The sequence below is a fragment of the Pseudomonas sp. IAC-BECa141 genome, from assembly GCF_020544405.1.
GTDB lineage: Bacteria > Pseudomonadota > Gammaproteobacteria > Pseudomonadales > Pseudomonadaceae > Aquipseudomonas.
Map to the genome: position 1 here is coordinate 4,550,325 of NZ_CP065410.1, position 24,645 is coordinate 4,574,969.

At 62.0% G+C, this 24,645-nt stretch carries 22 protein-coding genes and 1 pseudogene; 9 read left to right on the forward strand and 14 right to left on the reverse strand.

Annotated features, from left to right (window positions below):
• Window positions 1–195 precede the first annotated feature (195 nt).
• From I5961_RS20815 to xopAW, 3 genes are all read left to right on the forward strand, one after another.
• Entirely contained in the window at window positions 196–957 is a 762-nt protein-coding gene (locus I5961_RS20815) for a response regulator (protein WP_371917913.1), read from the forward strand.
• The gene (locus I5961_RS20820) at window positions 957–2,012 is read left to right on the forward strand and encodes a sensor histidine kinase (RefSeq protein ID WP_227233235.1); all 1,056 of its coding nucleotides are present in this window, start codon (window positions 957–959) and stop codon (window positions 2,010–2,012) included. The genes I5961_RS20815 and I5961_RS20820 overlap by 1 nt, the downstream gene beginning before the upstream one ends.
• Window positions 2,013–2,116: 104 nt before the next feature.
• Complete coding sequence (xopAW, locus tag I5961_RS20825; RefSeq protein ID WP_085697026.1) at window positions 2,117–2,752, forward strand: EF-hand domain-containing protein; 636 nt, start codon at window positions 2,117–2,119, stop codon at window positions 2,750–2,752.
• A gap of 232 nt (window positions 2,753–2,984) precedes the next feature.
• Here the strand turns inward: xopAW and I5961_RS20830 are convergent, their stop codons facing one another.
• The 9 genes from I5961_RS20830 to I5961_RS20870 form a co-directional block, all read right to left on the reverse strand.
• On the reverse strand, window positions 2,985–4,037 hold the full coding sequence (locus I5961_RS20830) for an AI-2E family transporter (RefSeq protein WP_085697027.1): 1,053 nt from the start codon (window positions 4,035–4,037) through the stop codon (window positions 2,985–2,987).
• 68 nt (window positions 4,038–4,105) lie between these two features.
• Window positions 4,106–4,912, reverse strand: coding sequence for a DUF4892 domain-containing protein (locus I5961_RS20835; protein ID WP_085697028.1), 807 nt, complete (start codon window positions 4,910–4,912; stop codon window positions 4,106–4,108).
• Window positions 4,913–5,039: 127 nt separating this feature from the next.
• Window positions 5,040–5,894, reverse strand: a complete 855-nt coding sequence (locus tag I5961_RS20840; protein WP_085704777.1) for an alpha/beta hydrolase — start codon at window positions 5,892–5,894, stop codon at window positions 5,040–5,042.
• On the reverse strand, window positions 5,891–6,697 hold the full coding sequence (locus I5961_RS20845; RefSeq protein ID WP_085697030.1) for an alpha/beta fold hydrolase: 807 nt from the start codon (window positions 6,695–6,697) through the stop codon (window positions 5,891–5,893). Before I5961_RS20845 ends, I5961_RS20840 begins: the two co-directional genes overlap by 4 nt.
• Before the next feature lie 118 nt (window positions 6,698–6,815).
• Complete coding sequence (locus I5961_RS20850) at window positions 6,816–7,259, reverse strand: hotdog fold thioesterase (RefSeq protein WP_025112971.1); 444 nt, start codon at window positions 7,257–7,259, stop codon at window positions 6,816–6,818.
• A gap of 31 nt (window positions 7,260–7,290) precedes the next feature.
• On the reverse strand, window positions 7,291–8,946 hold the full coding sequence (locus tag I5961_RS20855) for an AMP-binding protein (RefSeq protein ID WP_227233236.1): 1,656 nt from the start codon (window positions 8,944–8,946) through the stop codon (window positions 7,291–7,293).
• 81 nt (window positions 8,947–9,027) lie between these two features.
• Window positions 9,028–9,480, reverse strand: a complete 453-nt coding sequence (gene sixA, locus I5961_RS20860) for a phosphohistidine phosphatase SixA (RefSeq protein WP_085697032.1) — start codon at window positions 9,478–9,480, stop codon at window positions 9,028–9,030.
• Window positions 9,477–9,824 (reverse strand): DUF4389 domain-containing protein, encoded by a 348-nt coding sequence (locus I5961_RS20865; RefSeq protein WP_085697033.1) that lies wholly within the window; start codon window positions 9,822–9,824, stop codon window positions 9,477–9,479. The genes sixA and I5961_RS20865 overlap by 4 nt, the downstream gene beginning before the upstream one ends.
• An 18-nt stretch (window positions 9,825–9,842) precedes the next feature.
• The gene (locus I5961_RS20870) at window positions 9,843–10,868 is read right to left on the reverse strand and encodes an NAD(P)H-dependent glycerol-3-phosphate dehydrogenase (protein ID WP_085697034.1); all 1,026 of its coding nucleotides are present in this window, start codon (window positions 10,866–10,868) and stop codon (window positions 9,843–9,845) included.
• Between the two features lie 196 nt (window positions 10,869–11,064).
• Here I5961_RS20870 and I5961_RS20875 point away from each other — a divergent pair, with 196 nt between their 5' ends.
• From I5961_RS20875 to I5961_RS20900, 6 genes and pseudogenes are all read left to right on the forward strand, one after another.
• Window positions 11,065–13,188 carry a TonB-dependent receptor plug domain-containing protein gene (locus I5961_RS20875; RefSeq protein ID WP_227233238.1) on the forward strand — a complete coding sequence of 708 codons (2,124 nt, stop codon included), beginning with the start codon at window positions 11,065–11,067 and terminating at the stop codon, window positions 13,186–13,188.
• Window positions 13,189–14,109: pseudogene (locus I5961_RS20880) on the forward strand (ABC transporter substrate-binding protein); the annotation flags it as partial.
• A gap of 7 nt (window positions 14,110–14,116) precedes the next feature.
• Window positions 14,117–16,018, forward strand: coding sequence for an ATP-binding protein (locus I5961_RS20885; protein WP_085697037.1), 1,902 nt, complete (start codon window positions 14,117–14,119; stop codon window positions 16,016–16,018).
• Between the two features lie 247 nt (window positions 16,019–16,265).
• Entirely contained in the window at window positions 16,266–16,781 is a 516-nt protein-coding gene (gene fabA, locus I5961_RS20890) for a 3-hydroxyacyl-[acyl-carrier-protein] dehydratase FabA (protein WP_085697038.1), read from the forward strand.
• An 11-nt stretch (window positions 16,782–16,792) separates the two neighbouring features.
• On the forward strand, window positions 16,793–18,013 hold the full coding sequence (gene fabB, locus I5961_RS20895) for a beta-ketoacyl-ACP synthase I (RefSeq protein ID WP_085697039.1): 1,221 nt from the start codon (window positions 16,793–16,795) through the stop codon (window positions 18,011–18,013).
• A gap of 276 nt (window positions 18,014–18,289) precedes the next feature.
• Window positions 18,290–18,478 (forward strand): hypothetical protein, encoded by a 189-nt coding sequence (locus I5961_RS20900; RefSeq protein ID WP_007957795.1) that lies wholly within the window; start codon window positions 18,290–18,292, stop codon window positions 18,476–18,478.
• 97 nt (window positions 18,479–18,575) lie between these two features.
• On the opposite strand, the gene I5961_RS20905 is transcribed toward I5961_RS20900, so the two are convergent.
• The 5 genes from I5961_RS20905 to cysM form a co-directional block, all read right to left on the reverse strand.
• The gene (locus I5961_RS20905) at window positions 18,576–19,118 is read right to left on the reverse strand and encodes a DUF2058 domain-containing protein (RefSeq protein WP_085697040.1); all 543 of its coding nucleotides are present in this window, start codon (window positions 19,116–19,118) and stop codon (window positions 18,576–18,578) included.
• Window positions 19,119–19,144: 26 nt separating this feature from the next.
• On the reverse strand, window positions 19,145–19,978 hold the full coding sequence (gene mazG / locus I5961_RS20910) for a nucleoside triphosphate pyrophosphohydrolase (protein WP_085697231.1): 834 nt from the start codon (window positions 19,976–19,978) through the stop codon (window positions 19,145–19,147).
• Window positions 19,979–19,983: 5 nt separating this feature from the next.
• Window positions 19,984–22,227: a GTP diphosphokinase gene (gene relA, locus I5961_RS20915; RefSeq protein ID WP_085697041.1), complete on the reverse strand. Its 2,244-nt coding sequence runs from the start codon at window positions 22,225–22,227 to the stop codon at window positions 19,984–19,986.
• A gap of 88 nt (window positions 22,228–22,315) precedes the next feature.
• The gene (gene rlmD / locus I5961_RS20920) at window positions 22,316–23,701 is read right to left on the reverse strand and encodes a 23S rRNA (uracil(1939)-C(5))-methyltransferase RlmD (RefSeq protein ID WP_227233240.1); all 1,386 of its coding nucleotides are present in this window, start codon (window positions 23,699–23,701) and stop codon (window positions 22,316–22,318) included.
• On the reverse strand, window positions 23,701–24,603 hold the full coding sequence (cysM, locus tag I5961_RS20925; protein WP_085697043.1) for a cysteine synthase CysM: 903 nt from the start codon (window positions 24,601–24,603) through the stop codon (window positions 23,701–23,703). The genes rlmD and cysM overlap by 1 nt, the downstream gene beginning before the upstream one ends.
• Between the last annotated feature and the right edge of the window lie 42 nt (window positions 24,604–24,645).

A 24,645-nucleotide genomic window follows, 5' to 3' on the forward strand; every position in this document is an offset into this window, starting at 1 on the left:
CAGCCGAGATCAGCATAGCCCTGCAGGATATTGTGTCGAAGCCGATACACAACCGACACGCCGGCAACATGCGCCCGCGCTAGCCTCGCCAGCCGCAACAAGTCCTTACAGCAGCCCTTCCCGCCTCACGGCCGGACGCCTATGCTGAAACCACAACCTCGCAGCCTATCTTTGTGGTTGGCGGCCTACTGGCAGATGAACAGCCTCATGCACAACTCCCAAGTCTCCGTGAACGACGAGCAGAAAGACGACAAGCGCTGGAACATTCGTGCCCTGATCGTCGACGATGACGTGCCGATCCGCGAACTGATGATCGACTACCTGGCCCGCTTCAACATTCACGCCAGCGGCGTCACCGACGGAGCGGCGATGCGCCAGGCGATGCAGGCCGAACACTTCGACGTGGTGGTGCTCGACCTGATGCTGCCCGGCGAAGACGGTTTGTCGCTGTGCCGCTGGCTGCGCGCGGAGTCGGACATCCCGATCCTGATGCTCACCGCCCGCTGCGAACCCACCGACCGGATCATCGGCCTGGAACTGGGTGCCGATGACTACATGGCCAAGCCGTTCGAACCTCGGGAACTGGTGGCGCGGATCCAGACGATTCTGCGTCGGGTACGCGACGACCGCACCGAACAGCGTGCGAACATCCGCTTCGACAACTGGCGCCTGAACAGCGTCCTGCGCCAGCTCATCGCTGACGATGGTCTGGTGGTGCCGCTGTCCAACGCCGAATTCCGCCTGCTCTGGGTGTTCATCGAACGTCCGCGCCGGGTCCTCAGCCGCGAACAGTTGCTGGACGCTGCCCGAGGTCGCTCGATCGAAGCCTTCGACCGCAGTATCGACCTGCTGGTCTCGCGTCTGCGGCAAAAACTCGGCGATGACCCCAAAGCCCCGCAACTGATCAAGACCGTACGCGGTGAAGGCTACCTGTTCGACGCACGAGACATCGGCTGATGCGGGCGCGCTTCGACACGCTGTTCGGCCGCCTGTTCGGCGTGCTGTTGGTGGCGATCGTCCTGGCGCACTTGCTGGCCTTCGCCTGGTTCCGCCTCTACGGCCCGCCACCACCGCCACCGCCGCCGGAGTTCTCGGAAAGCCTCGACAGCAAACAGCCGCCACAGGATCCGCGCTACCCGCCCCGCCCGCCGCGCCCCTGGTTCGGCGGGCCGATCGTGCCGCTGACTTTTCAGTTCATCTCGCTGATCATCGCCGCCTGGTACGGCGCCAAACTGCTGACCCGGCCTATCCAGCGCCTGAGCGATGCAGCCGAACGCCTGAGTGAAGACCTCGACAGCCCGCCGCTGGACGAAACCGGCCCCCGGGAAGCACGGCAGGCTGCGCACACGTTCAACTTGATGCAGCAGCGCATCCGCGAACAGGTGCAGCAGCGGGCGCGGATGCTCGGCGCCGTCTCTCACGACCTGCGCACCCCGCTGTCGCGGCTGAAACTGCGCCTGGAAAACATCAACGACGACAAACTGCAAGGCCAGATGCGCCAGGACCTGGACGACATGATCGGCATGCTCGACGCCACCCTCACCTACCTGCACGAACAGCGCACCAGCGAAGCCTTGCAACTGATGGACGTGCAGGCGCTGGTCGAATCCCTGTGCGAAAACGCCCAGGATCAAGGCGCGGACGTACAGGTCAGCGGCCATTGCGCCCCCTTGCAGGTGCAGCCGATGGCACTGCGCTCATGCATCAACAACCTGATGGACAACGCCCTGCGCTATGCCGGCCACGCGCTCATCGAACTGCAAGACCAGCGCGAACAACTGCTGATCCGCGTCATCGACCATGGCCCGGGCATCGCGGCGGACAAGCGTGAAGCCGTATTCGAACCGTTCTTCCGCCTCGAAGGCTCACGCAACCGCAACTCCGGCGGCGTCGGCCTGGGCATGACCATCGCCCGGGAAGCGGCGCAGCGCCAGGGCGGACAACTGACCCTGGCAGAAACACCCGGCGGCGGCCTGACCGCCGTGATCCAACTGCCTCGCCACTGCGCCTGACTGTGTACCGACCGGTACAAACCTCACATACCCACGACACGTTGCGACTGGAGGCTGCATAAGCCGGTACACCCACCGGTTTTCCAGTCCAAGGAGTGAGCCCGATGATCGGTAGCGTCAGCAACTACACGAGCTATACCAGCACCAGCAGCACCTCCACGCAAAACGCCCGCAGCCAGCAACTGCAAAAGGAACTGTTCGCCAAACTCGACAGCAACGGCGACGGCGCGGTGGATCAGGACGAACTGGGCAGCGCCCTGTCGCAACAGTCCAACGACGGCCTGCTGGTCAGCCTGAACCAACAATTCGGCGATCTGGACAGCGACGCCAGCGGCAGCCTCAGCGCCGAAGAAATGACCGCCATGGCCCCACCGCCACCACCGCCCCCTCAAGCCTCCAGCGACGAACTGTTCAGCCAACTCGATGCTGACGGCGACGGCACGGTGACCGCCACCGAACTGAACAGCGCGTTGCAGGTCAGCGACAGCACCGCCTCGAACAACACCGACACCGCTGCCGCCCTGCTCAAGGTGCTGGACAGCGACAGCAGCGGTGGCGTCAGCAGCGACGAACTGAAAGCTGCACTGCATGCAGCTCGCGAACACCCAAGCGACGAAGAAACCGCCAGCAGTAACCAAACCACTACCGAAGCGCTGAACCGCATGATTGCCAACCTGAGCAAGCAGTACTCGCTCGAAAACACCGCATCGGTGGGCAAGTATTTGAATGTGGCGACGTGAGGTAATCCAAAAAACAGGATGAGCGCCAGCTCGACAGCGCTCTTGATCTTGATCCGCCCGCCCCTTCGGAAGGCTGAGTGGAGGTGTTCATCCGGGGATTGGCACGCAGTGCCGTTTGGCGAAGCCGGACTCATCGACAACGTCGATGCCCCCGGAGGGACGTCGGAGCGAAGGAACCCGAGCCAGCGAGGGCCGAACGCCGGGGCGAGTGAACGGCCGCCAAGGCTCACCATCAACGCCGATCGTCGACCCGAGCCTGACTCTTGCTCCAATCCGTCAACAAACTATAAGCGACCGCCAAAAGCGTAGGCCCGATAAACAAGCCGATAAAGCCAAATGCAATCAACCCGCCAAACACCCCAAGCAACACAATCACCAACGGCAGATTCCCGCCACGGCTGATCAGATACGGCTTGAGCACGTTATCCACGCCACTGATGACGAACGTCCCCCAGATCCCGAGAAACACCGCCATTCCGTACTCACCCTTCCAGGCCAGCCACGCCGTGGCCGGAATCCATACCAGCGGCGGCCCCATCGGAATCAGACTGAGCAGGAACGTCACGATCCCCAGCACCAGCGCCCCCGGCACCCCGGCAATCAGGAACCCGATCAGCGCCAGTATCGCTTGTGCCGCCGCCGTACCGATCACCCCGTTGACCACCCGTTGCACCGTACCGGCCACCAGATCGATGTAGTAACCGGCCCGATCACCGATCAGGCGCTGCAGCAGACTGTGCACGAACGCCGCCAATCGCGGTCCGTCACGGTAGAAAAAGAACACGAAAACAATGCTCAGGGTCAGCTCGAGAATTCCGCTGCCGATCTGCGCACTGCGCGCCAGCAACCAGTTGCCGACCTGCCCCAGATAAGGTTTGACCGTCACCATCAGGGCCGCGCCCTGCTGATCGATGCTGTTCCAGATTCCCACCAGCCGCTCGCCCACCAGCGGCACGCCGCCCAGCCAGCTCGGCGCCTCGGGCAATCCATCGACCTGCACATCCTTGATGAACGCCGTGGCATCACGCACGTGATCGGCCAGGTTAAAGCCGAGCCACACCAGCGGCCCCGCCACCAGCAACATCCAGCCCATGGTCAGCAACAGGGCCGCGAGGGATTCCCGGCCACTGAGCCAGCGGGTCAGCAGGCGCATCAGCGGCCAACTGGCAAACGCCAGCACCGCGCCCCAGAACAGCGCCGACCAGAACGGCGCCATCACCCACAGGCTGGCGCCGAACAGCACCAGCAACAGGATCTGCACCAACAGGCGATCGTTATTGAGCATGCGAGGTCTCGAAAAAAACATTCATCCAAAGAGTAGGCGAACACGCGGCGCGTGCCCGCCCGATACACCTACCGCAACAGATCGATGCGCAGACCTTCGCCATCGACACTGCCGGTTTCCATTCGCGCGGCACGCACGCCCTGCCCGATCAACGCCTGCCGCCAGGCCTCGGCTTTCGGCCCGGACACCGTCACCCGCAAGGTGGTGTCGAGGTTCAGACCACGGGACAGCAAACGCAGCCAGGTATCATCCGGATCGCCAACCAGCTTCGGAAAATCCAGTTCGCCAGTGCTTTTCAACTCCCGCAGCAGCGTGGCCGAGGTCGGCAGCAGGTCACCGAGCGGTGCCAGCGCCTGGAACTGTTCAACGTGCAGATAGGCTTTGCGATTGCCGCGAGTGATGCTGTAAAGCGCCACCAGCGTGTTGTCGCGCGGCGCCGCGAGCCTCAGCAGCAGATAGGCCTGCTGCTCGTCGGCACCGTACAGTTTGGCGTTGCCGAACACCTCGTTGGCCCACAGGCTGCTCTCGCCGCAATCCCGGGCCTGGCACCAGAACAACAGTTGGGCATCCTGCTTTTGCAGGGCTTCGCGAGCGAGAGTGAAAGCTTCGGTGGCGGAATGTTCCGGCGGCAACTCGTAGGTCACCGAGGTGGTTTGCCCCCGGGCGCTGACCTGGCCGTCGAAACGCAACTGGCCGCTGATCTTGCGGATCGAGCCGAGCGGGTAGATCCGCTCCAGCTCTGCGGCAGGGCGATAGTCGACGATCTGCGCATCGGCCACACGCGGCACGATCGGCAGATCCTGACTGCCCGGCAGGTCGGCAGCGAATGGAAAGGGACTGAAACAGCACAGCGCCAGCAGACTGATAGATCGCATGGACAGGCTCATCGCAGGGACATGGCCTGGGTGCCTTGAGGGCAGTTCGAAGTCGCAGCGGTGTAGAAATCCATCTTGGTTGTCTCCCATTTCAACCCGCCCAGCCTCGACAGTTGCCGGGAGCAAGTCAAGGAATGGCGAAGAACCGATTGAAACAGTCTGCGACAAGCTCGGCCCCGGCCTCATCGTTCAGGTGCAGGTGATGCCCGCCCGGCAGCTGCTCCCGGTCAAAGGGTAGACGCTCCAGCAGCTCCGGATGTCGGGCCAGCATGCCGTCGGCGGCGACCACCAATTGCGCGGGACAGGCAATGCGCTGCACGAACGCCATCGCCTGTTCCTGGGTCAGACGCAACGGCGACGGCAAGGTCAGGCGGTTGTCGGTGCGCCAGGTGTAACCGCCGGGCACCGGCATCAGGCCGCGTTGCGCCAGCAGTTCGGCGGCTTCGCGACTGACCGCCACCAGCCCTTTCATCCGTGCTTCGATGGCCCGGTCGAGGGTGTTGTAGACCGGTTTGCGCTTTTCCCGAAGATCGAGCTGTGCCTGTAAGGCCATGCCCATGCGCTCGGCGGCATTTTCGCCTTTGTCGGTAGGAGGAATCACCCCGTCGATCAGCGCCAGATGGGTGATGCGTTCGGGCAACGAGCCGGCCAGCACCAGCGAAACGATCGCGCCCATGGAATGCCCGAGCAGGCCGAAACGTTTCCAGCCCAGTTGCTCGGCGACCTGCAGCACGTCATGGGCGTAATCCCAAAGTGCGTAACCGGCACCAATCGGGCGATGCCCGGAGTGCCCGTGACCGGCCATGTCCAGTGCCACGATGCGCAGGCCTTTGAGCTTGGGCGCCAGGCGCGCGAAGCTGTTGGCGTTGTCCAGCCAGCCGTGCAGGGCGATCACCGGCAACCCGTCTTCCGGGCCGAACAGGTGCGCCGCCAGTTCGATATGCGGCAGGCTCAGGCGCACTTCTTCGACGGCGGGGTTCATGCGCAATCCTTTTGCTGGCGACCTTCCCATCGGGTGAACAGGCTTTTCAGCAGCAACGCCGTATCCTGCGGGCGTTCAAGGGGAAACATGTGCCCACCGGGCACGGTCAGCGCCTCGCCCTGAGGCAGACGCCCGACAAACCGGGTGTGATGGTTCATCACCACCCGGCTCTTGTGTCCACGCACCACTGCCAGCGGCACCTTCAATTGCCGGGTATGAGCAGGACTGGTGTGCGGCACGCCGCGATAAATGCTGATCTCGGTCGCAGGATCGAAGCGCAGGCGCAGCTTGTCGCCGACCTTGTGCAGACCGTGCTGCAGATAAGCATCGAAGCATTCCGGATCAAAGCTGCGGAACAAGGTCTTGCCGGCGAAATAACCACGGGCGCTGTCTAGATCGGCAAACTCTTCGCGGCGCCCCAACGTGCGGCCGGCCGGGGTCAGTTTGTCGATGAAACCAAAGCGTTTGGCGGCGCGGATCACCCATTGATCGGTGCGGGTCAGCACCGGCGAGTCGAGCATCACCACACCCCGATACAGTTCCGGGCAACGCAGTGCGGCGTGCAAATGCAGCATGCCGCCGAAGGAATGGCCCACGCCCCACACCGGTTCATCTTGCTGTTGAAGATGATGGATGAGTTCGTCGACCAGGTGGTACCAGTTGTCACCCGCCGGGAAACGCGGGTCATGGGCGTGTTGTTCCAGATGCGCGACCCGGTACTCGGGCGCCAGCGCCGCGAACAGTTTGCCGTAGGTACCCGAAGGGAAACCGTTGGCGTGGGCGAAGAAGATCGGTTGCGACATACCGGCAAATCCATGAGCGGAAAACAGGCGTTGATTGTCCGTAAGACCACGTCCTACAGCAATGACCGTAACTGCCAGGAATGATGACAGTCCGGTCAGGGCTATGACGCTTGAGCCATCAACGCGCCGGCGGTTGTTCTCCCAGCGGCACCACCGCCATGGTCAGACGCGACACACAACTGGCCTTGCCTTCATCGCTGGTCAGGCGGATGTCCCAGACATGGGTGGTGCGGCCAATGTGAATCGGTCTGGCCACCGCCGTCACCCGACCGCTGCGCAGGCCACGCAAGTGGTTGGCGTTGATTTCCAGCCCCACGCAATAGAACTTGCTGGCATCGATGCACAGGTAGCTGGCCATCGAGCCGACGGTCTCGGCCAGCACCACCGAGGCGCCACCGTGCAGCAGGCCGTAAGGCTGATGGGTGCGATGGTCTATGACCATGCTGGCCGTCAGCGACTCCTCGTCGAAGGACTCGAAGCGAATGTCCAGCACTTCGCCGATGGTGTTTTTCTGGATTGCGTTCAACTGCTCGATGTTCGGAGTGGTGCGCCACAAGGTCATCGCAGGCTTCCTTTGTTGTTTTGATCGACGCTCAATCCTGCCACAGCACCGTCTCACTGCGCTCGCTCCATTCTTCGAAACGTGCTCCGTAGGTGTCTTCGATGATGTTGCGTTTGATTTTCAGGGTCGGCGTGAGAAAGCCGTTCTCCACCGCCCAACTGTCCTTGACCACCACCAGCCGGCGCAGGCGCTCGTGCTTGTCGAGTACGGCGTTGACTTCCTCCAGCAGTTTTTCCAGGCTCGAATGCAGCGGTGCGCGGGGCTCTTGCCGGCCCACGGCCGAGAGCACGCACAACCCCAGCGGCGCACTCAGGCCATCGCCGACCACGCAGACCTGTTCGATCCGCGAATGCACCGCCAGCCGATTTTCGATCGGCGCCGGAGCGACGTATTTGCCCTTGCTGGTCTTGAAGATTTCCTTGAGCCGCCCGGTCAGGCGCAAACGCCCTTCGGCGTCCTGTTCGCCTTTGTCGCCGGTGCGCAGGAAACCGTCTTCGGTGAGGGTTTCGGCGGTTTTCTGCGGCTCCTTGAAATAGCCGAGCATGTTCGCCTGGCTGCGCACCTGCACTTCGCCGGACTCATCGATACGCACTTCCACGTCAGGACACGGCCGACCGATCCAGCCTTCCTTGTATTGCCCCGGCAGGCAGATGTGCGAATAACCGCAGCTTTCGGTCATGCCGTAGACCTCCAGCACGTCGAGCCCGAGTTTCTGATACCAACGCAACAAGGTCAGCGGCACCGGCGCCGCACCGGACAACGCCACGCGCAACGCATCCAGCCCCAACCCCGCCAACACCTTGTGGCCGACCCGCTTGCCGATGAAGGGCAGGTCGAGCAGGAAGTCCAGGCGTTTCGCCGGGATCTTGCTGTAGACGCCCATCTGGAATTTGGTCCAGATCCGCGGCACACCGAACATCGCCGTCGGCCGCGCCCGCTTGAGATCGGCGAGGAAGGTATCGAGGCTCTCGGCGAAAAACACCGTCTGCCCGGTATAGATCGACGCCAGTTCGACGAACATCCGCTCGGCAACATGACACAGCGGCAGATACGACAGCAGCCGGTCGTTCTCATTGAGACCGAACAGCTGCGTGCCGCGCGTCGTCGCGAACCCGAGGTTGGCAAAGCTGTGCATCACACCTTTGGGCAGGCCGGTGGTGCCGGAGGTGTAAATGATCGTCGCCAATTGCTCGGCGGCGGGACGCGGATCGTCCTGGATCGGCGAGCTGCGCTGCACATCGTCCCAGTTGAAATCGAACGTGCCCGGCGGATGCAGCGGCAGGCTGACCGTTGTCAGACCGGCTGGTACACCCGCTGACATGCCCGGCCAGTCATCAAGCTTGCCGATGAACGCCAGCACGCTTTCCGAGTGGGTGAGCACCTGATTCACGGATTCGGCGGTGAGGTTCGGATAGAGCGGTACCGAGACATGCCCGGCCATCCAGATCGCCAGGTCGGCGATGATCCAGTGCGCGCAGTTTTTCGAGATCAGGGCGATATGGCTGCCTGGCGGCAACTCCCGGGATCGCAACCAGTGCGCGGCGCAGCGGGCCTGATAGCCAACGTCGGCCCAGGTCAGGGTTTCGACCTGCCCGCCGCCGATCGGCTGCACCAGAAAACGCTGACGCGGGTGCCGGGCCTCGCGTTCATAAAACACGTCCAGCGGCAAACGGAAGGCAGAAGACATTCGACTCGCTCCTGTTTTTTGGTCTGGAGCAAGCGTAGTCAACCAAGCAAGTGCTTGGTTGACTATTTCGTACAAAAAATTTCAGGGATGTTTAAGACTATTCAGCTTCATCGAACCGATCAGCAACTCGCTGTGTTCGAGCTCGGCCAGCCCGGCGGTGCTGACTTTTTCCGGCGGATAGCCGGCACCGTGTTGCAGGTAGCTGAGCAGATTTCCCACCAGCGGATTGTGGCTGACCAACAAAACGTTGCTCACCGAAACCAGTTGCTCGGCCACGCGGTCCGGGTCAACTTCCGGGGTCAACCACTCGACGGTGCGGATCTCCGGCTCAAAGCCCAGGGCTTCGCGCACCAGTTGCGCCGTCTGCTGTGCCCGCAGGTACGGGCTGGCATAGATGGCGGTCAGCGGCTGGCCCATCAAGCGGGCTGCGCTGCTCAACACTTCCTTGCGACCGTGGGCGGTCAGTTCCCGCTCGGAGTCGGGGCGTGAGCCGTAGGGCTCGGCCTCACCGTGACGCAATACCCAGAGTTTCATAGCTTGGGTTCCTCATCCCGGGCCGGATGCGGTGCCGGCGCGACAACGTGTGGCGCCTCACCTTCCGGAGTACGCGGCGCCGGCCAGTCGGCGAACGGCCAGGGTTTCTGGTCGCTGTGGAAGCTGCCGAAACGACCGATCTGCGCCAGAAACTGGCTCAGGCTGTCGCCGAAATTCATCAGGCTGGCGCTCGGGGCGCCATAGATCAAACGATAGATCAACTGCACCAGCACCACCGCGCCGAGGATGAACTGCGCTACCTGCCAGACCAGCACGTAGATGATCATCCACAACGCCCGCAGGAGGATGGATTCATATTTGGCTTCGGTTTTCGGATCGTTCATGCCCTGCTCCCTGCTGAATCAGTTGAAACCACTGGTGGAAATAAAGTCGACGTCGGTTTTCGGCTCGCCTCGCATCAGAAGACCGATCACCTGCTCAAGCGTGCGCCCTTCGAACAGGATTGCATGCAGTCCGGCGACCAGCGGCATGTACACGCCAACCTCCTGGGCCTTGGCCTTGAGCACTTTCAGGGTGTTGACCCCTTCGGCCACTTCACCGAGACGCGACACCGCTTCGTCGAGGCTCAAGCCCTGACCAAGAGCGAAACCGACCTGATAGTTGCGGCTTTTCGGCGACGAGCAAGTGACGATCAGATCGCCGACCCCGGCCAGACCGAGGAAGGTCATCGGGTTGGCGCCTTGATTCACTGCAAACCGGGTCATCTCGGCCAGGGCGCGGGTGATCAGCATGCTCTTGGTGTTCTCGCCCATCTGCAGCGCCACCGCCATGCCGGCGATGATCGCGTAGACGTTTTTCAGTGCCCCGCCCAGTTCCACGCCGAATCGGTCGGCGCTGGCGTAGACGCGGAAAGTACGGCCATGCAACGCGGCCTGCACGGCTTTGCACAGTTCTTCGTCTTCACTGGCGACCACAGTGGCGGTCAGCGCGTGCTCGGCGATTTCCCGCGCCAGGTTCGGCCCGGACAGCACGCCGATGCGCGCCTTCGGGGCGATCTCTTCGAGAATCTGGCTCATCAGTTTGAAGGTGTGGGCTTCGATGCCTTTGGTCAGGCTGACCAGCATCTTGCCGCTCAGGCGTTCGGCATGCGGCGCCAACACTGTGCGCAGCGCGCTGGACGGCAATGCCACGAAACACAAATCGCAGGCGTCGAGGGTTTCCTGCAGGTCGGTGACCGGGGTCACGCCGGGCAGAATCTTGATGCCTTTGAGGTAACGCGGGTTCTCGCGATTGACCCGGATGGCCTCGGCCTGCTCGGGGTCACGCATCCACTGCCGGACTTGATGGCCGTTCTCGGCCAACAGATTGGCCACGGCGGTACCGAAACTTCCGCCTCCCAGGACCGCAATCGGGCGCTGTTCAGTCATATGTAATCCGTTAATCCATACCAGTGGCGATGCCGGCATTATACGGAGCGTCCCCCTCTCGGACAGCCCCGGCGTCAATTACCCGCACTTATAGGAAGAAGACCAATAAAACCGAGGAAAATGCCTGCAACGTGACTGGAAAAGTCGTCGCCCTCGGTTAACATGCGCGCCAATTCTCTGCTATCAAGGCTGCGTCGTGTTTTCTGGCCCCCCTTCACCGCGTTCGTCCCTGCTGCTGGCGCTGCTGTTCAGCCCGGTGCTGTTGGCGGATGACCTGTTTGTCGACAGTGAGGCCTTGCCACAGATCCTGACCGCCACCCGCCTGAAGCAGTCGCCGGCGGAAGTCCCGGGCAGCATGACGGTGCTCGACAGCGAACTGATCAGCGCCAGCGGCGCCCGGGACATCAGCGAACTGCTGCGCCTGGTGCCGGGGATGATGGTCGGCAGCATCAGCGGCAATCAGGCCGTGGTGAATTATCACGGAACCAACGCCACTGAAGCCCGCCGCATGCAGGTGCTGATCGACGGCCGCTCGGTGTACCGCGCCGGACTCGCGACCGTGGACTGGAGCGACATCCCGGTGGCCATGGAAGACATCGAGCGGATCGAAGTCTTTCGCGGCCCGAACACCGTCAGCTACGGCGCCAATGCGCTGATGGCGGTGGTCAACATCATCACCCGCAACCCGGCGGACAGCCACGGCACGCGGCTGAAGCTGACACGCGGCCAGCGCGGCATCAACGACTTCTATGCCAGCCAGAGCACCGGCTGGAATGGCGGCGATCTGCGTCTGTCGCTGTCCGGTCTGGAAGACGACGGTTTTGACAGCGATCGCACCGGCGCCGATTACCGCGACAACCGCCGCTTGAACCGCTTAAGCCTCGCGGTCAGCCAGACCCTGGGCGACAACCAGAGCCTGGACTGGCAGGTCAACGCCAAGGACGGGACCAATCAGCGGCCTTATACCTACCGACCGGTGTTCTCCGGGATTACCGCTGCCGGGAACAATTCCGACGTGGTTGCCAAGGACTACGCCGGCTCGGTGCGCTGGAATCTCGACCTCAATCCCGATCACAGCCTTTACGTGCAAGGTTCTGCGCAACACTGGGACCGTCAGCAGACCTGGCGTGCCTGTGACGCCGAAGTGTCGTTCAGCCCGCAATTGACGGAGCTGTGGCAACTCAACCCGAACTACACCGAACGCCTGGCGCGCAACATGACGCTGTTTACCGGCCCCGGCGCACCCGCCGGCACACCGCAGGAAATGGCCCTGGCCAATCAGGTGCTGGACCAGTGGCGCAACGGCGCGCGCCAGACCCTGTGCGGCGACATCGACCAGAGTGCCCGGGAATCGCGTTACGACCTGGAATTGCAGGACACCCTCAGCCTGTCCGACAGCCTGCGTCTGGTCAGCGGCCTGAACTATCGTTACGACCGGGCCGATTCCGAGACCTATTTCAACGGCACGCTCGACGACACCACTTGGCGCGCCTTCGGCCAACTGGAATGGCGCGCCAGCGAACACTGGCTGTTGCAGGGCGGCGCCATGTTCGAAGACACGCAATTGATCGGCAGCTCGCTGACGCCCCGGTTTGCGGTCAACTACCTGTTCAACCCGCGACACAGCCTGCGCGCGGTGTATTCGGAAGCCATCCGCTCGCCGGACATGTTCGAGAACAACGTCAACTGGAGTTATCAGGTGACCAACCTGCGGCCCGCCGCCTATGGCCAGTCTTCGGCCCGCTACTTCGTCAAGACCCGGGGCCCCGGTGATCTGGACCAGGAACACATGCGCTCGCGGGAACTGGGCTACAACGGCTATTTCCCGGAGTGGGGGCTGGCGCTGGACGTGAAGCTGTTCTACGACGAAATCACCGGGATGATCAGCGAGCCGCTGCGCAACAATCAGTACATCGCCAGCAACGCCAACGATTCGCGCTTTCGCGGCACCGAAACGCAAATGGACTGGCGCCTGAGTGCGGCCGACCGCTTGCGCCTGACGTATGCCTTCGTCGACGCCGAGGCGAGCAATCCGCTGGATCAGCAATTCACCGCGCGCAACAGCGGCTCGGCGGGCTGGCTGCGCGATTGGGGCCAGGGCTGGAACAGCGCCTTCTTCTACTATGCTGACAACGCGCTCAACGGTTACCGTTTCGAGCGGGTCGACACGCGCATCGCCAAACGCATCGCCTTGGGCAAGGCCCAACTGCAACTGGCCGGTGTGCTGCAACAACGCCTGGACCATGAGCCGACCACCTTCGTCGATAACAATTACGACGAACGCCGGGTGGTGTATTTCAGCGCCGAGCTGGAGTTCTAGATGCGTTACGCCATGTCACGGAAGATGCCAACGCTCGGCCAATGGCTGGCCGGGCTTTGTCTGTTCCTGACAGCGTGGCTGCATGGCGTGGCGGTGCAGGCGGCCGATATTCTGCTGACCGGCGCCGAGGAAAGCCCCGGCGTGCAATCGTTCGTCCAGGCCCTGAGCGAACTGCGCCCCACCGACCGCGTGCATTTCCAGCCACTGGCGAGCCTGCCGGCGCCGGGCAAGTTGCCGTCGAGTCTGCGCCTGATTCTGCTCGATTTGCCGAGCCTCGATTGGCGCATGCAGGAAAGCCAGGGCCCGGCGACTCTGGTCCTGCGCATCAGCCGCTTGCAGGCCCGGCAACGCTTCGGCGACATGCAGCCACCCCACTTGAGCCTGCTGTGGGCCGATCCGCCGCTGAGTCGTCAGTTGCAACTGATCCGCCGGATTCTGCCCCAGGCCGGGCGCGTCGGCGTGCTGTTCGACCAGCACAGCGAGTTCCTGCTCAAGGAGCTGCAATCGGCGGCCCAGCCGCTGAATCTGCAAATCGTCCCGCAGCGCTGGGACAACACCCACGACAGCCGCCCCTTGCAGACTGTGCTGAAAAACAGCGACGTGTTGCTGGGCCTTGACGACCCTGACCTGTACAACCCGAAAACCGCGAAGAACCTGTTGCTCAGCAGTTACTCTCGGCAACTGGCGCTGGTCGGGCCGAATGTCGCTTTCGTCCGTGCCGGCAGCCTGGCCAGTACCTACAGCGATCAGAACGACTGGCTGGCAGTCCTCGACGAGTTGCTGGACCGGCCACCGGCCACCTGGCCGCGCACGCTCTACCCCGAGCGTTTTAAAGTCTCAAGTAATGCACAGGTGGCTCGTTCCCTAGGGATAGAACCGATCAATGAAGCGTCTGTTGCCGCAGAGCTGGCCGAAGGAGAGCGCCCCCATGATTTTCCGCCGTTGGGACATCAACACCCGCACCCAGTTGATCAGCCTGGGCCCTGCGCTGTTGCTGACCTTGCTGCTGATCAGCTTTTTCACCTTCGTGCGCATTCAGGATTTGCGTCAGGAGCTGAACCACACCGGCCAATTGATCGCCAACCAACTCGCACCAGCCACCGAATACGGGGTGATTTCCGGCAACAACGAGGTGCTGGAAAGCCTGCTCAAGGCCACGCTGGCCACGCCGAATGTGCGATTTCTGGAAGTGCAGGACAGCGCCAACCGGATTCTGGCCTACGTCGAACAGCCGGCGGATGCGCACAACCGCCCGCATCAGGTCGAAGTGTTCCAGGCGCCGGTGCGGCTGCAACGCATCGCCCTGCACAACGATTTCTTTCAGGACGGCAAAAGCAGCCCCGGCGTGGCCAGCGAGGATTATCTGGGCCGGGTGATCGTCGGTCTGTCCAACGACGCCTTCAGTCAGCGCCAACAGGAAATTTTGCTCAAGGCCGCAATTCTGGCGTTGTTCGCCCTGCTGTTCACGTTTGTTCTGGCGCGGCGACTGGCCGGAAGCCTGTCGCAGCCGATCCGTGATATCGGCAATGCGGTCAAGGCAATTCAGGACGGCGACTACAAAACCCCGCTGCCGATTGTCGATGACACCGAGCTGGGCGCCCTTTCGCAACACATCAACAATCTGGCCCAGGCGCTGGAACAGGCCAGCCGCGAGCAGCATCAGGCGATGGCGCAACTGATCCAGACCCGCGAAGAGGCGGAAAAGGCCAACAACGCCAAATCGGATTTCCTGGCGATGATGAGCCATGAACTGCGCACCCCGATGAACGGCGTGCTGGGCATGCTGCAATTGCTCGAAACCACCGAAATGACCGAGGAACAGGTCGAGTACGCGGCGCTGGCTTCCGAGTCCACCGAACATTTGCTCAAGGTGATCAACGACATTCTGGATTTCTCGCGCATCGAGCGTTCGGAACTGGAACTGGAGCACATTCCGTTCAACCTCGCCGACCTGATCGGCGCCTGCGCCCAGTCGTTCCAGCACAGCGCCGCGCAACGCGGGCTGGCCCTGGAACTGCGAATCCCCGAAGACATGCGCGACTTGCAGGTACAAGGCGATCCGACACGAATCCGGCAGATTCTGGTCAACCTGGTCGGCAATGCCTTGAAGTTCACCGAACAGGGGCGCGTCAGCATCGAGGCGCAGTGGCAGTCGCTGGATCACGAATTGCTGTGGTTCACCTGCGCGGTGCGTGACAGCGGCATCGGCATTTCGCCGCAGAGCCTGGAACTGATGTTCAACGCGTTCCAGCAGGCCGACAGTTCGATTTCCCGTCGTTATGGCGGCACCGGCCTGGGCCTGCCGATTGCCCGCACTCTCGCCGAGCGGATGGGCGGCACCTTGCGCGCCCAGAGTGAAGAAGGTCGCGGATCGGTATTCACCCTGGAAATTCCTCTGGCTTTATATAAGCAGGCACTCCCTGCGCTGGCGGCACCGCGCACGCTGAACGGCGACGGTCACGGCGAAGGGCGCAATGTGCTGCTGGTCGAGGACAACCCGGTCAACCAGACGGTGATCGAAGCGATGTTGCGCAGCCTGGGCTTTACCGTCAGCGTCGCCACCGACGGCGTGCAGGCGGTGCGCAGTGCCGGCGACAGCCGTTTCGAGGCGATCCTGATGGATTGCCGCTTGCCGCTCATCGACGGTTACGAGGCAACCCGACAGATCCGCCGCCTGCCCGGCTGCGGCCATGTGCCCATCATCGCCCTCACCGCCAATGCGTTGCAGGGCGATCGGGAAAACTGCCTGTCGGCGGGCATGAACGATTACCTGGCCAAGCCATTCAAACGCAATGATCTGCAGCAGATTCTGCAGCGCTGGGTGCAGTGACGGGGCCCTTTCGAGCATCTGCGACTGGCGTGAAAAGCGAAAGTGCGGCAGTCTTAGGCACCCTGACGAGCCTCAAAAGGGGCTTGAATAAAAATTTCAGTGCACAAGTGTACATTCATGTCCTTGGTGCTGTGACTTTCACTACAACGCAATAGTCTATGAGTAGGCTGCCGGTACGAAGCATGAACGCATCGATCGGCCGGGAAGATTTGCCCCACCTGCCGCATGGGATTATTGAGGAGCTCGCATGACCAAACAAAACGCCTTTACTCGGGAAGACCTGCTGCGCTGCAGTCGCGGTGAGCTGTTCGGCCCAGGTAACGCGCAACTGCCCGCCCCGAACATGCTGATGGTGGATCGCATCACCCTGATCAGCGAAGAAGGCGGCAAGTACGGCAAAGGTGAATTGGTCGCCGAGCTGGATATCCACCCCGACCTGTGGTTCTTCGCGTGCCACTTCGAAGGCGATCCGGTGATGCCGGGCTGCCTGGGTCTGGACGCCATGTGGCAACTGGTCGGTTTCTTCCTGGGCTGGCAAGGCCTGCCGGGCCGTGGCCGTGCGCTGGGTTCGGGCGAAGTGAAATTCTTCGGCCAGGTCCTGCCGACCGCCAAGAAAGTTACTTACAACATTCATATCAAGCGCGTCCTCAAGGGCAAGCTGAACCTGGCCATTGCCGACGGTTCGGTGACTGTCGACGGTCGCGAAATCTACACCGCCGAAGGCCTTCGCGTCGGCGTGTTCACCTCCACTGACAACTTCTAAGGGTTATTCGCATGCGCCGCGTCGTTATCACTGGTCTGGGCATCGTTTCTTGCCTGGGCAATGACAAAGAGACCGTCTCCGCTAACCTGCGTGCAAGCCGCCCTGGCATCCGGTTCAACCCGGAATACGCCGAAATGGGTCTGCGTAGCCAGGTTTCCGGCTCCATCGACCTCAACCTTGAAGAGCTGATCGATCGCAAGATCTATCGCTTCGTCGGCCACGCAGCGGCTTACGCCTATCTGGCCATGAAAGACGCCATCGCCGACTCCGGTCTGACCGAAGAGCAGGTGTCCAACCCGCGTACCGGCCTGATCGCAGGTTCCGGCGGCGCGTCGACCCTGAACCAGATGGAAGCGCTGGACATCCTGCGCGAGAAAGGCGTCAAGCGCGTCGGCCCATACCGTGTAACGCGGACCATGAGCAGCACCGTTTCGGCTTGCCTGGCCACGCCATTCAAGATCAAGGGCCTGAACTACTCCATCGCCTCTGCCTGCGCCACCAGTGCTCACTGCATCGGTACCGCCATGGAACAGATCCAGATGGGCAAGCAGGACATCGTGTTCGCCGGTGGCGGTGAAGAAGAGCACTGGAGCCAGTCGTTCCTGTTCGACGCAATGGGCGCTCTGTCCAGCAAGCGTAACGACACTCCGGAAAAAGCCTCCCGCGCCTACGACGCCGACCGTGACGGTTTCGTCATCGCCGGCGGTGGCGGCATGGTCGTGGTTGAAGAGCTGGAACACGCTCTGGCCCGTGGCGCGAAGATCTACGCGGAAATCGTTGGCTACGGCGCGACGTCCGACGGCTACGACATGGTGGCTCCGAGCGGCGAAGGCGCCATCCGCTGCATGCAGCAGGCGCTGTCCACCGTCGACACCCCGATCGACTACCTGAACACCCACGGTACTTCGACTCCGGTCGGCGACATCGCGGAAATGAAAGGTGTGCGTGAAGTGTTCGGCGACAAGGCCCCGGCCATCAGCTCCACCAAGAGCCTGTCGGGTCACTCCCTGGGCGCCGCCGGCGTTCACGAAGCGATCTACTGCATGCTGATGATGGAAGGCAACTTCATCGCCGGTTCCGCCAACATCGACGAACTGGACCCTGAAGTGGCCGATCTGCCGGTGCTGACCAAGACCCGCGAGAACGCCACCATCAACACCGTGATGAGCAACAGCTTCGGCTTCGGTGGCACCAACGCCACCCTCGTGCTGAAGCGCTGGGAAGGCAAGTAATTCCCTCTCGCTGAGCCGCACACGAAAACGCCCCGACTGGTTCGGGGCGTTTTTTTTCGGCTGGAGAAAGGCATTTTCAGCGGCGCCAAGATGAAACGTTTGTCATGCAACTTACCGCCCTGCGACTGAATGTCGCGGTTTATGCGGGCTCCAGCGCTGTTGCAGATTTCGCAAAAATAGATTGCACAAATCAGGCGTTTACTTAGCAGGCTAACAAATTTTATAAAAGAGCCCTGCACACGCCTTGTTGCAGATAACAGAGATTGGAGCTAGCAGATGACTGTAAAAGTAACTGAACGCGACGATTCACACATGTCCCATGAAGGCGTAGCTGCCGGCGTACGGATCTGGGATGTGCACCAACAAGACTTGCTGGTCGGCATGTTCCACAACGAGATCGACGCCCACAACTACAAGGCCGAACTGGAACTGCAAGAACGCCAGCGGGATCTGAAATCCGCCTGAATCAAAACCACAGCATTGAAAACGACAAACCCCGCGATGAGCGGGGTTTGTCGTTGCTGGGTGCTTCAAGGGCGCTTCGCAGCCCGGTGAAACCCGCTTACCACATCAGATCATCCGGGATCACATAAGCCGCGTACGGATCGTCCTCGGTATTGACCTCTTCGACCTTCTCGTTGAGCTGCACGATGCGCTGTGGATCGCGCTCCTGAATCTTCAGGGCCGCCTCACGAGGAATCACTTCGTAGCCGCCGGCATGGTGCACGATCGCCAGCGAACCGCTGCTGAGCTTGTTGCGCATCAGCGTGTTGACGGAGATGCGCTTGACCTTCTTGTCGTCGACGAAGTTGTAGTAATCCTCAGTGGTCAGCTTCGGCAGACGCGAGACTTCGATCAACTGCTTGATCTGCGCCGCACGGGCCTTGGCTTCAGCCTTCTCCTGCTGCTGACGGTTCAGCTCCTGGTCGCGCTTGACCTTCTCGGCCATGGCTTCCTGGGCAGCACGCTGCTGGGAGTCGTCCAGCTCGATCTGACCTTTGTGGGCCAGGCGCTGTTGCTTCTGTTTTTCCTTGCTGACCTGCTTGGCCTGCTTTTGGTTGACCAGTCCTGCCTTGAGCAACTGGTCGCGAAGGGAAAGGCTCATTGATGCTTACTCACTTGGGCAACGGCTCAGCCGCAGCTGGGCAAATTCTTTTCCTGACGTTTGGCTTCGCCCCACAGGGCGTCCAACTCTTCGAGGGTGCAATCTTCCATGGGTCGGTGGGTGTCGCGCAATGCCTGTTCGATAAAACGGAAACGTCGCTCGAACTTGGCGTTGGCGCCACGCAATGCGGTTTCCGGATCGACCTTCAGATGCCGGGCCAGATTGACCACGGAAAACAGCAGGTCGCCGATCTCGTCGGCCACCGCATGCGGGTCATTTTCGGACATGGCTTCGAGCACTTCATCAAGCTCTTCACGGACCTTGTCCAGCACCGGCAACGCATCCGGCCAGTCGAAACCGACCTGCCCTGCGCGCTTCTGCAACTTGGCCGAGCGGGACAACGCCGGCAACGCGGCCGGCACATCGTCGAGCAGTGACAGTTGCTGCGGCTCGGCGGATTTCTCGGCGCGCTCTTCGGCCTTGATCTCCTCCCAGCGCTGCTTGACCTGCTCTTCGCTCAGACGTGGCACATCCAGAGGCGCATACAGGTCACCGGTGGGGAATACGTGCGGGTGACGACGAATCAACTTGCGGGTGATGCTGTCGACCACGCCGGCGAATTCGAACCGCCCCTCTTCCCGCGCCAGCTGGCTGTAATACACCACCTGAAACAGCAGATCGCCCAACTCGCCCTGCAAGTGGTCGAAGTCGCCGCGCTCGATGGCGTCAGCGACTTCGTAGGCCTCTTCAAGGGTGTGCGGGACGATGGTCGCGTAAGTCTGCTTGATGTCCCACGGGCAACCGTACTGCGGATCCCGCAGCCGGTTCATCAGGTGCAACAGGTCTTCAAGGCTGTAGATCGGTTTCATGGAGTCCGGTTACGCCGCGTTTCGATGATGTTCGGCAACTGGGAAATCCGCCCCAGCAGCCGTCCCAGCGCGTCCAGACCCGGAATCTCGATGGTCAGGGACATCAGCGCGGTGTTGTCTTCCTTGTTCGAGCGGGTGTTGACCGCCAGCACGTTGATCCGCTCGTTGAGCAGCACCTGCGAAACGTCACGCAGCAGACCGGAACGGTCGTAGGCGCGGATGACGATGTCCACCGGATAGGTGAGCACCGGCACCGGCCCCCAGCTGACCTGGATGATCCGCTCCGGCTCGCGCCCGGCCAGTTGCAGCACCGAGGCGCAGTCCTGACGGTGAATGCTCACGCCACGGCCCTGGGTGATGTAGCCGACGATCGCATCGCCCGGCAACGGCTGGCAGCAGCCGGCCATCTGGGTCATCAGGTTGCCGACACCCTGGATCTGAATGTCGCCGCGCTTGCCCGGTTTGTAGCCGGTGGCCTTGCGTGGAATCAGTTCCAGCTGTTCGTTGCCGCGTTCCGGCTCGACCAGTTGCTGTGCCAGATTGACCAGTTGCGCCAGACGCAGGTCGCCGGCCCCGAGGGCGGCGAACATGTCTTCGGCGGTTTTCATGTTGGCCTTGTCGGCCAGCTTGTCGAAATCCACCGCCGGCAGGCCAAGGCGATTGAGCTCGCGCTCGAGCAGGGTCTTGCCCGCCGCGACGTTCTGATCGCGAGCCTGCAGCTTGAACCAGTGAACGATCTTCGCCCGCGCCCGGGACGTGGTGACGTAACCGAGGTTCGGGTTCAGCCAGTCACGGCTCGGGGTGCCGTGCTTGCTGGTGATGATCTCGACCTGCTCGCCGGTCTGCAGGCTGTAGTTGAGCGGAACGATGCGCCCGTTGATCTTCGCGCCGCGGCAGTTGTGACCGATTTCGGTGTGCACGCGGTAGGCGAAGTCCAGCGGCGTCGCGCCTTTCGGCAGGTCGATGGCGTGACCGTCGGGGGTGAAGATGTAGACCCGATCCGGCTCGATATCGACCCGCAACTGTTCGGCCAGACCACCGATGTCGCCCAGCTCTTCGTGCCACTCGAGGACCTGACGCAGCCAGGAGATTTTCTCTTCGTAATGGTTCGAGCCGGACTTGACGTCGGTGCCCTTGTAGCGCCAGTGCGCGCAGACGCCGAGTTCGGCCTCTTCGTGCATCGAATGGGTCCGGATCTGGACTTCCAGCACCTTGCCTTCCGGGCCGATCACCGCCGTGTGCAGCGAGCGGTAGCCGTTTTCTTTCGGGTTGGCGATGTAGTCGTCGAACTCTTTCGGAATGTGCCGCCACAGGGTGTGGACGATGCCGAGCGCGGTGTAGCAGTCGCGCATTTCCGGCACCAGCACGCGGACCGCACGCACGTCGTAGATCTGGCTGAATTCCAGACCCTTGCGCTGCATTTTGCGCCAGATCGAATAGATGTGTTTCGCCCGGCCGCTGATGTCGGCTTCGACGCCGGTGGCCTGCAATTCGTCCTTGAGCTGGGTCATCACGTCAGAGATGAAACGCTCACGATCCAGCCGCCGCTCGTGCAGCAGCTTGGCGATCTGTTTGTATTGATCGGGTTCCAGATAACGGAAGGACAAGTCCTCCAGTTCCCATTTGATATGACCGATGCCGAGTCGATGCGCAAGCGGCGCATAGATGTCGAACACTTCCCGGGCGACCCGGTTACGTTTTTCGTCGTCGGCGGTTTTCACCGCGCGGATCGCGCAGGTACGTTCGGCGAGTTTGATCAGCGCGACGCGCACGTCGTCGACCATCGCCACCAGCATCTTGCGCAGGTTTTCCACCTGACCCTGGGTGCCCATCACCATCGACTGGCGCGGGCTGAGACTGGCGCTGATTGCGGCCATCCGCTGCACGCCGTCGATCAGCTTGGCGACCACCGGGCCGAAGCGCTGGCTGACCGCCGACAGCTCGATCTGGCCTTCGCGCACGCCACGGTAAAGCACCGCCGCGACCAGCGAATCCTGATCAAGCTTGAGGTCGGCGAGAATTTCCGCGATCTCAAGGCCCGTGCTGAAACTGCCGCTGCCTTCGGCCCAGAGATTCTTCGCCGCATTGGACTGTTGCTCGGCCTGGCGAGCGTACTCGCAGGCCTCTTTCAAGGCTTCGCGATCCAGTGCCAGATCGACACTGACCGCATGATCGAGCCAAGCCTCGAGATTGATACTGCCGTCAGTGTTGATCGGCTGGTGTGCTCTCACCTGTACCATCTTGCTTTACCTTCCCTACGACGCAGATTCAATGCGTCAAATCACTGACCTTCAATGCCCGTTCGCGCTCGCGGGGCCAATACGAGCGCTACGGACGACCAGTCGGATCAGACGAGCCATCCTGGCTCGCTTCAAATAACGCCATGGCCTCGACATGCGCCGTCTGAGGAAACATATCGAGAATCCCGGCACGTTTTAACCGGTAGCCCTGCTTGATCAATTCGATCGTATCGCGCGCCAGAGTTGCAGGGTTGCACGACACGTACACCAGTCGTTTGGCGCCCAGGGTCGCCAGCTTGCGCACCACCTCGAAAGCACCGTCGCGCGGTGGGTCCAAGAGTACCGCAGAAAAGCCGTTTCCGATCCACTGAGCATCGGTCAAAGGCTGGGATAAATCGGCCTGAAAAAACTTTGTGTTATGCAAATTGTTGCTAGCGGCATTTGCCGCCGCGCGATCGACCATCGTCTGCACGCCTTCGACCGCCACCACTTCACGCGCGGCTTTTGCCAGCGGCAAAGCGAAGTTGCCCAAACCGCAAAACAGATCGAGCACGCGCTCATCGCCTGTCGGTTTCAACCAGTCCAGCGCTTGGGCGACCATGCTCTCGTTGACACCGGCATTGACCTGAATGAAATCCCCCGGCCGGTAGGCCAGTTGCAGGTCCCATTGCTCCAGGCGATAGCCGAGCGACTGGGCCTCATCCACCGGCTGCGGTTCGCCTTCGCCATGCAGCCAGAGTTGCGCTTCGTGGAATGCGCAGAAATCCTTGAGGATCGTCAGGTCGGCGTCGGACAGCGGCGCCATGTGACGCAGCAGAACGGCTAGTGACGAGCCACTGAACAATTCGACATGCCCCAGCGCCTGAGGTTTGCTCAGGCGACGAAGCATCTCCGGCAAGCGGGTCATGATCGGCTGCAAGGGCTGTACCAGCACCGGGCATTCGCTGATCGCGACAATGTCCTGGCTGCCGGCGGCACGGAAACCGACTTCAAGCTTTTTGGCCTTGCTGTCCCAGCGCACGGCGATCCGGGCACGGCGACGGTAGCCGAATTCGGGACCGGTCAACGGCGCCGCCCACTCCTCCGGTTCGGCACCGGCGACTCGCGACAACTGCTCGGCGAGCATGCGCTGTTTGAGGGCAAGCTGTTCGTTATGGGGCAGATGCTGGACGCTGCAACCGCCGCAGCGTCCGGCGTGCTGGCAAGGTGCAGGACGACGCAATTCACTGGCGCTGAACACGCGTTCGGTGCGCGCCTCGACCACTTTGCCGTGGGCGCCGAGCACCCGCGCTTCGACCTCTTCACCGGCGAGGGCGCCGAGGACGAACCAGGTTTTGCCTTCGAAAAACGCGATGCCGCGACCGTCATTGGCCAGGCGCTCGATGCTCAGGCGCTGCTTTTTGCCGGCCGGGATTTGCGGGGCCTTGCTGCCGCCGGTGGGCTGGAAGCGCAGGCCTCTCTCATGCCTGGCCATCAGTTGGGCGCGTCGAAAATGCCGGTCGACAGGTAACGGTCGCCACGGTCGCAGATGATCGCGACGATCACCGCGTTTTCAACTTCCCTGGACAGGCGCAACATCGCTGCTACCGCACCGCCCGAGGACACGCCACAGAAAATGCCTTCTTCGCGGGCCAGACGACGGGTGACGTCCTCGGCTTCGCTTTGCGCCATGTCGACGATACGGTCGACGCGCTCGGCCTGATAGATCTTCGGCAGGTATTCCTGCGGCCAGCGGCGGATGCCGGGAATGGCCGAGCCTTCCATTGGTTGCAGGCCGACGATCTGTACGTTGTCGTTCTGCTCCTTGAGGTAGCGCGACACGCCCATGATGGTGCCGGTGGTGCCCATGGAGCTGACGAAATGGGTGATGGAGCCCTGGGTCTGACGCCAGATTTCCGGGCCGGTGGTGGTGTAGTGCGCTTCAGGATTGTCGCCGTTGGCGAACTGATCCAGCACCTTGCCACGGCCTTCGGCTTCCATCCGCTGGGCGAGATCGCGAGCGCCTTCCATGCCCTCTTCCTGGCTGACCAGAATCAGCTGCGCGCCGTAAGCGGTCATCGCCGCTTTACGTTCGGCACTGGAGTTGTCCGGCATGATCAGGATCATCTTGTAACCCTTGATCGCAGCGGCCATCGCCAGGGCGATCCCGGTGTTGCCCGAGGTCGCTTCGATCAGCGTATCGCCTTCATGGATCTGCCCGCGCAACTCGGCACGGGTGATCATCGACAGCGCCGGACGATCCTTGACCGAACCCGCCGGGTTGTTCCCTTCGAGCTTGAGCAAAAGGGTGTTGCTGGTGACACCGGGCAGGCGCTGCAAACGCACCAGCGGCGTGTTGCCGACGCAATCGGCGATGGTTGGGTACTGCAAGGTCATGGCGTTTTTCGCAATCCGGACAGCGGGGGCGCCTATCATACC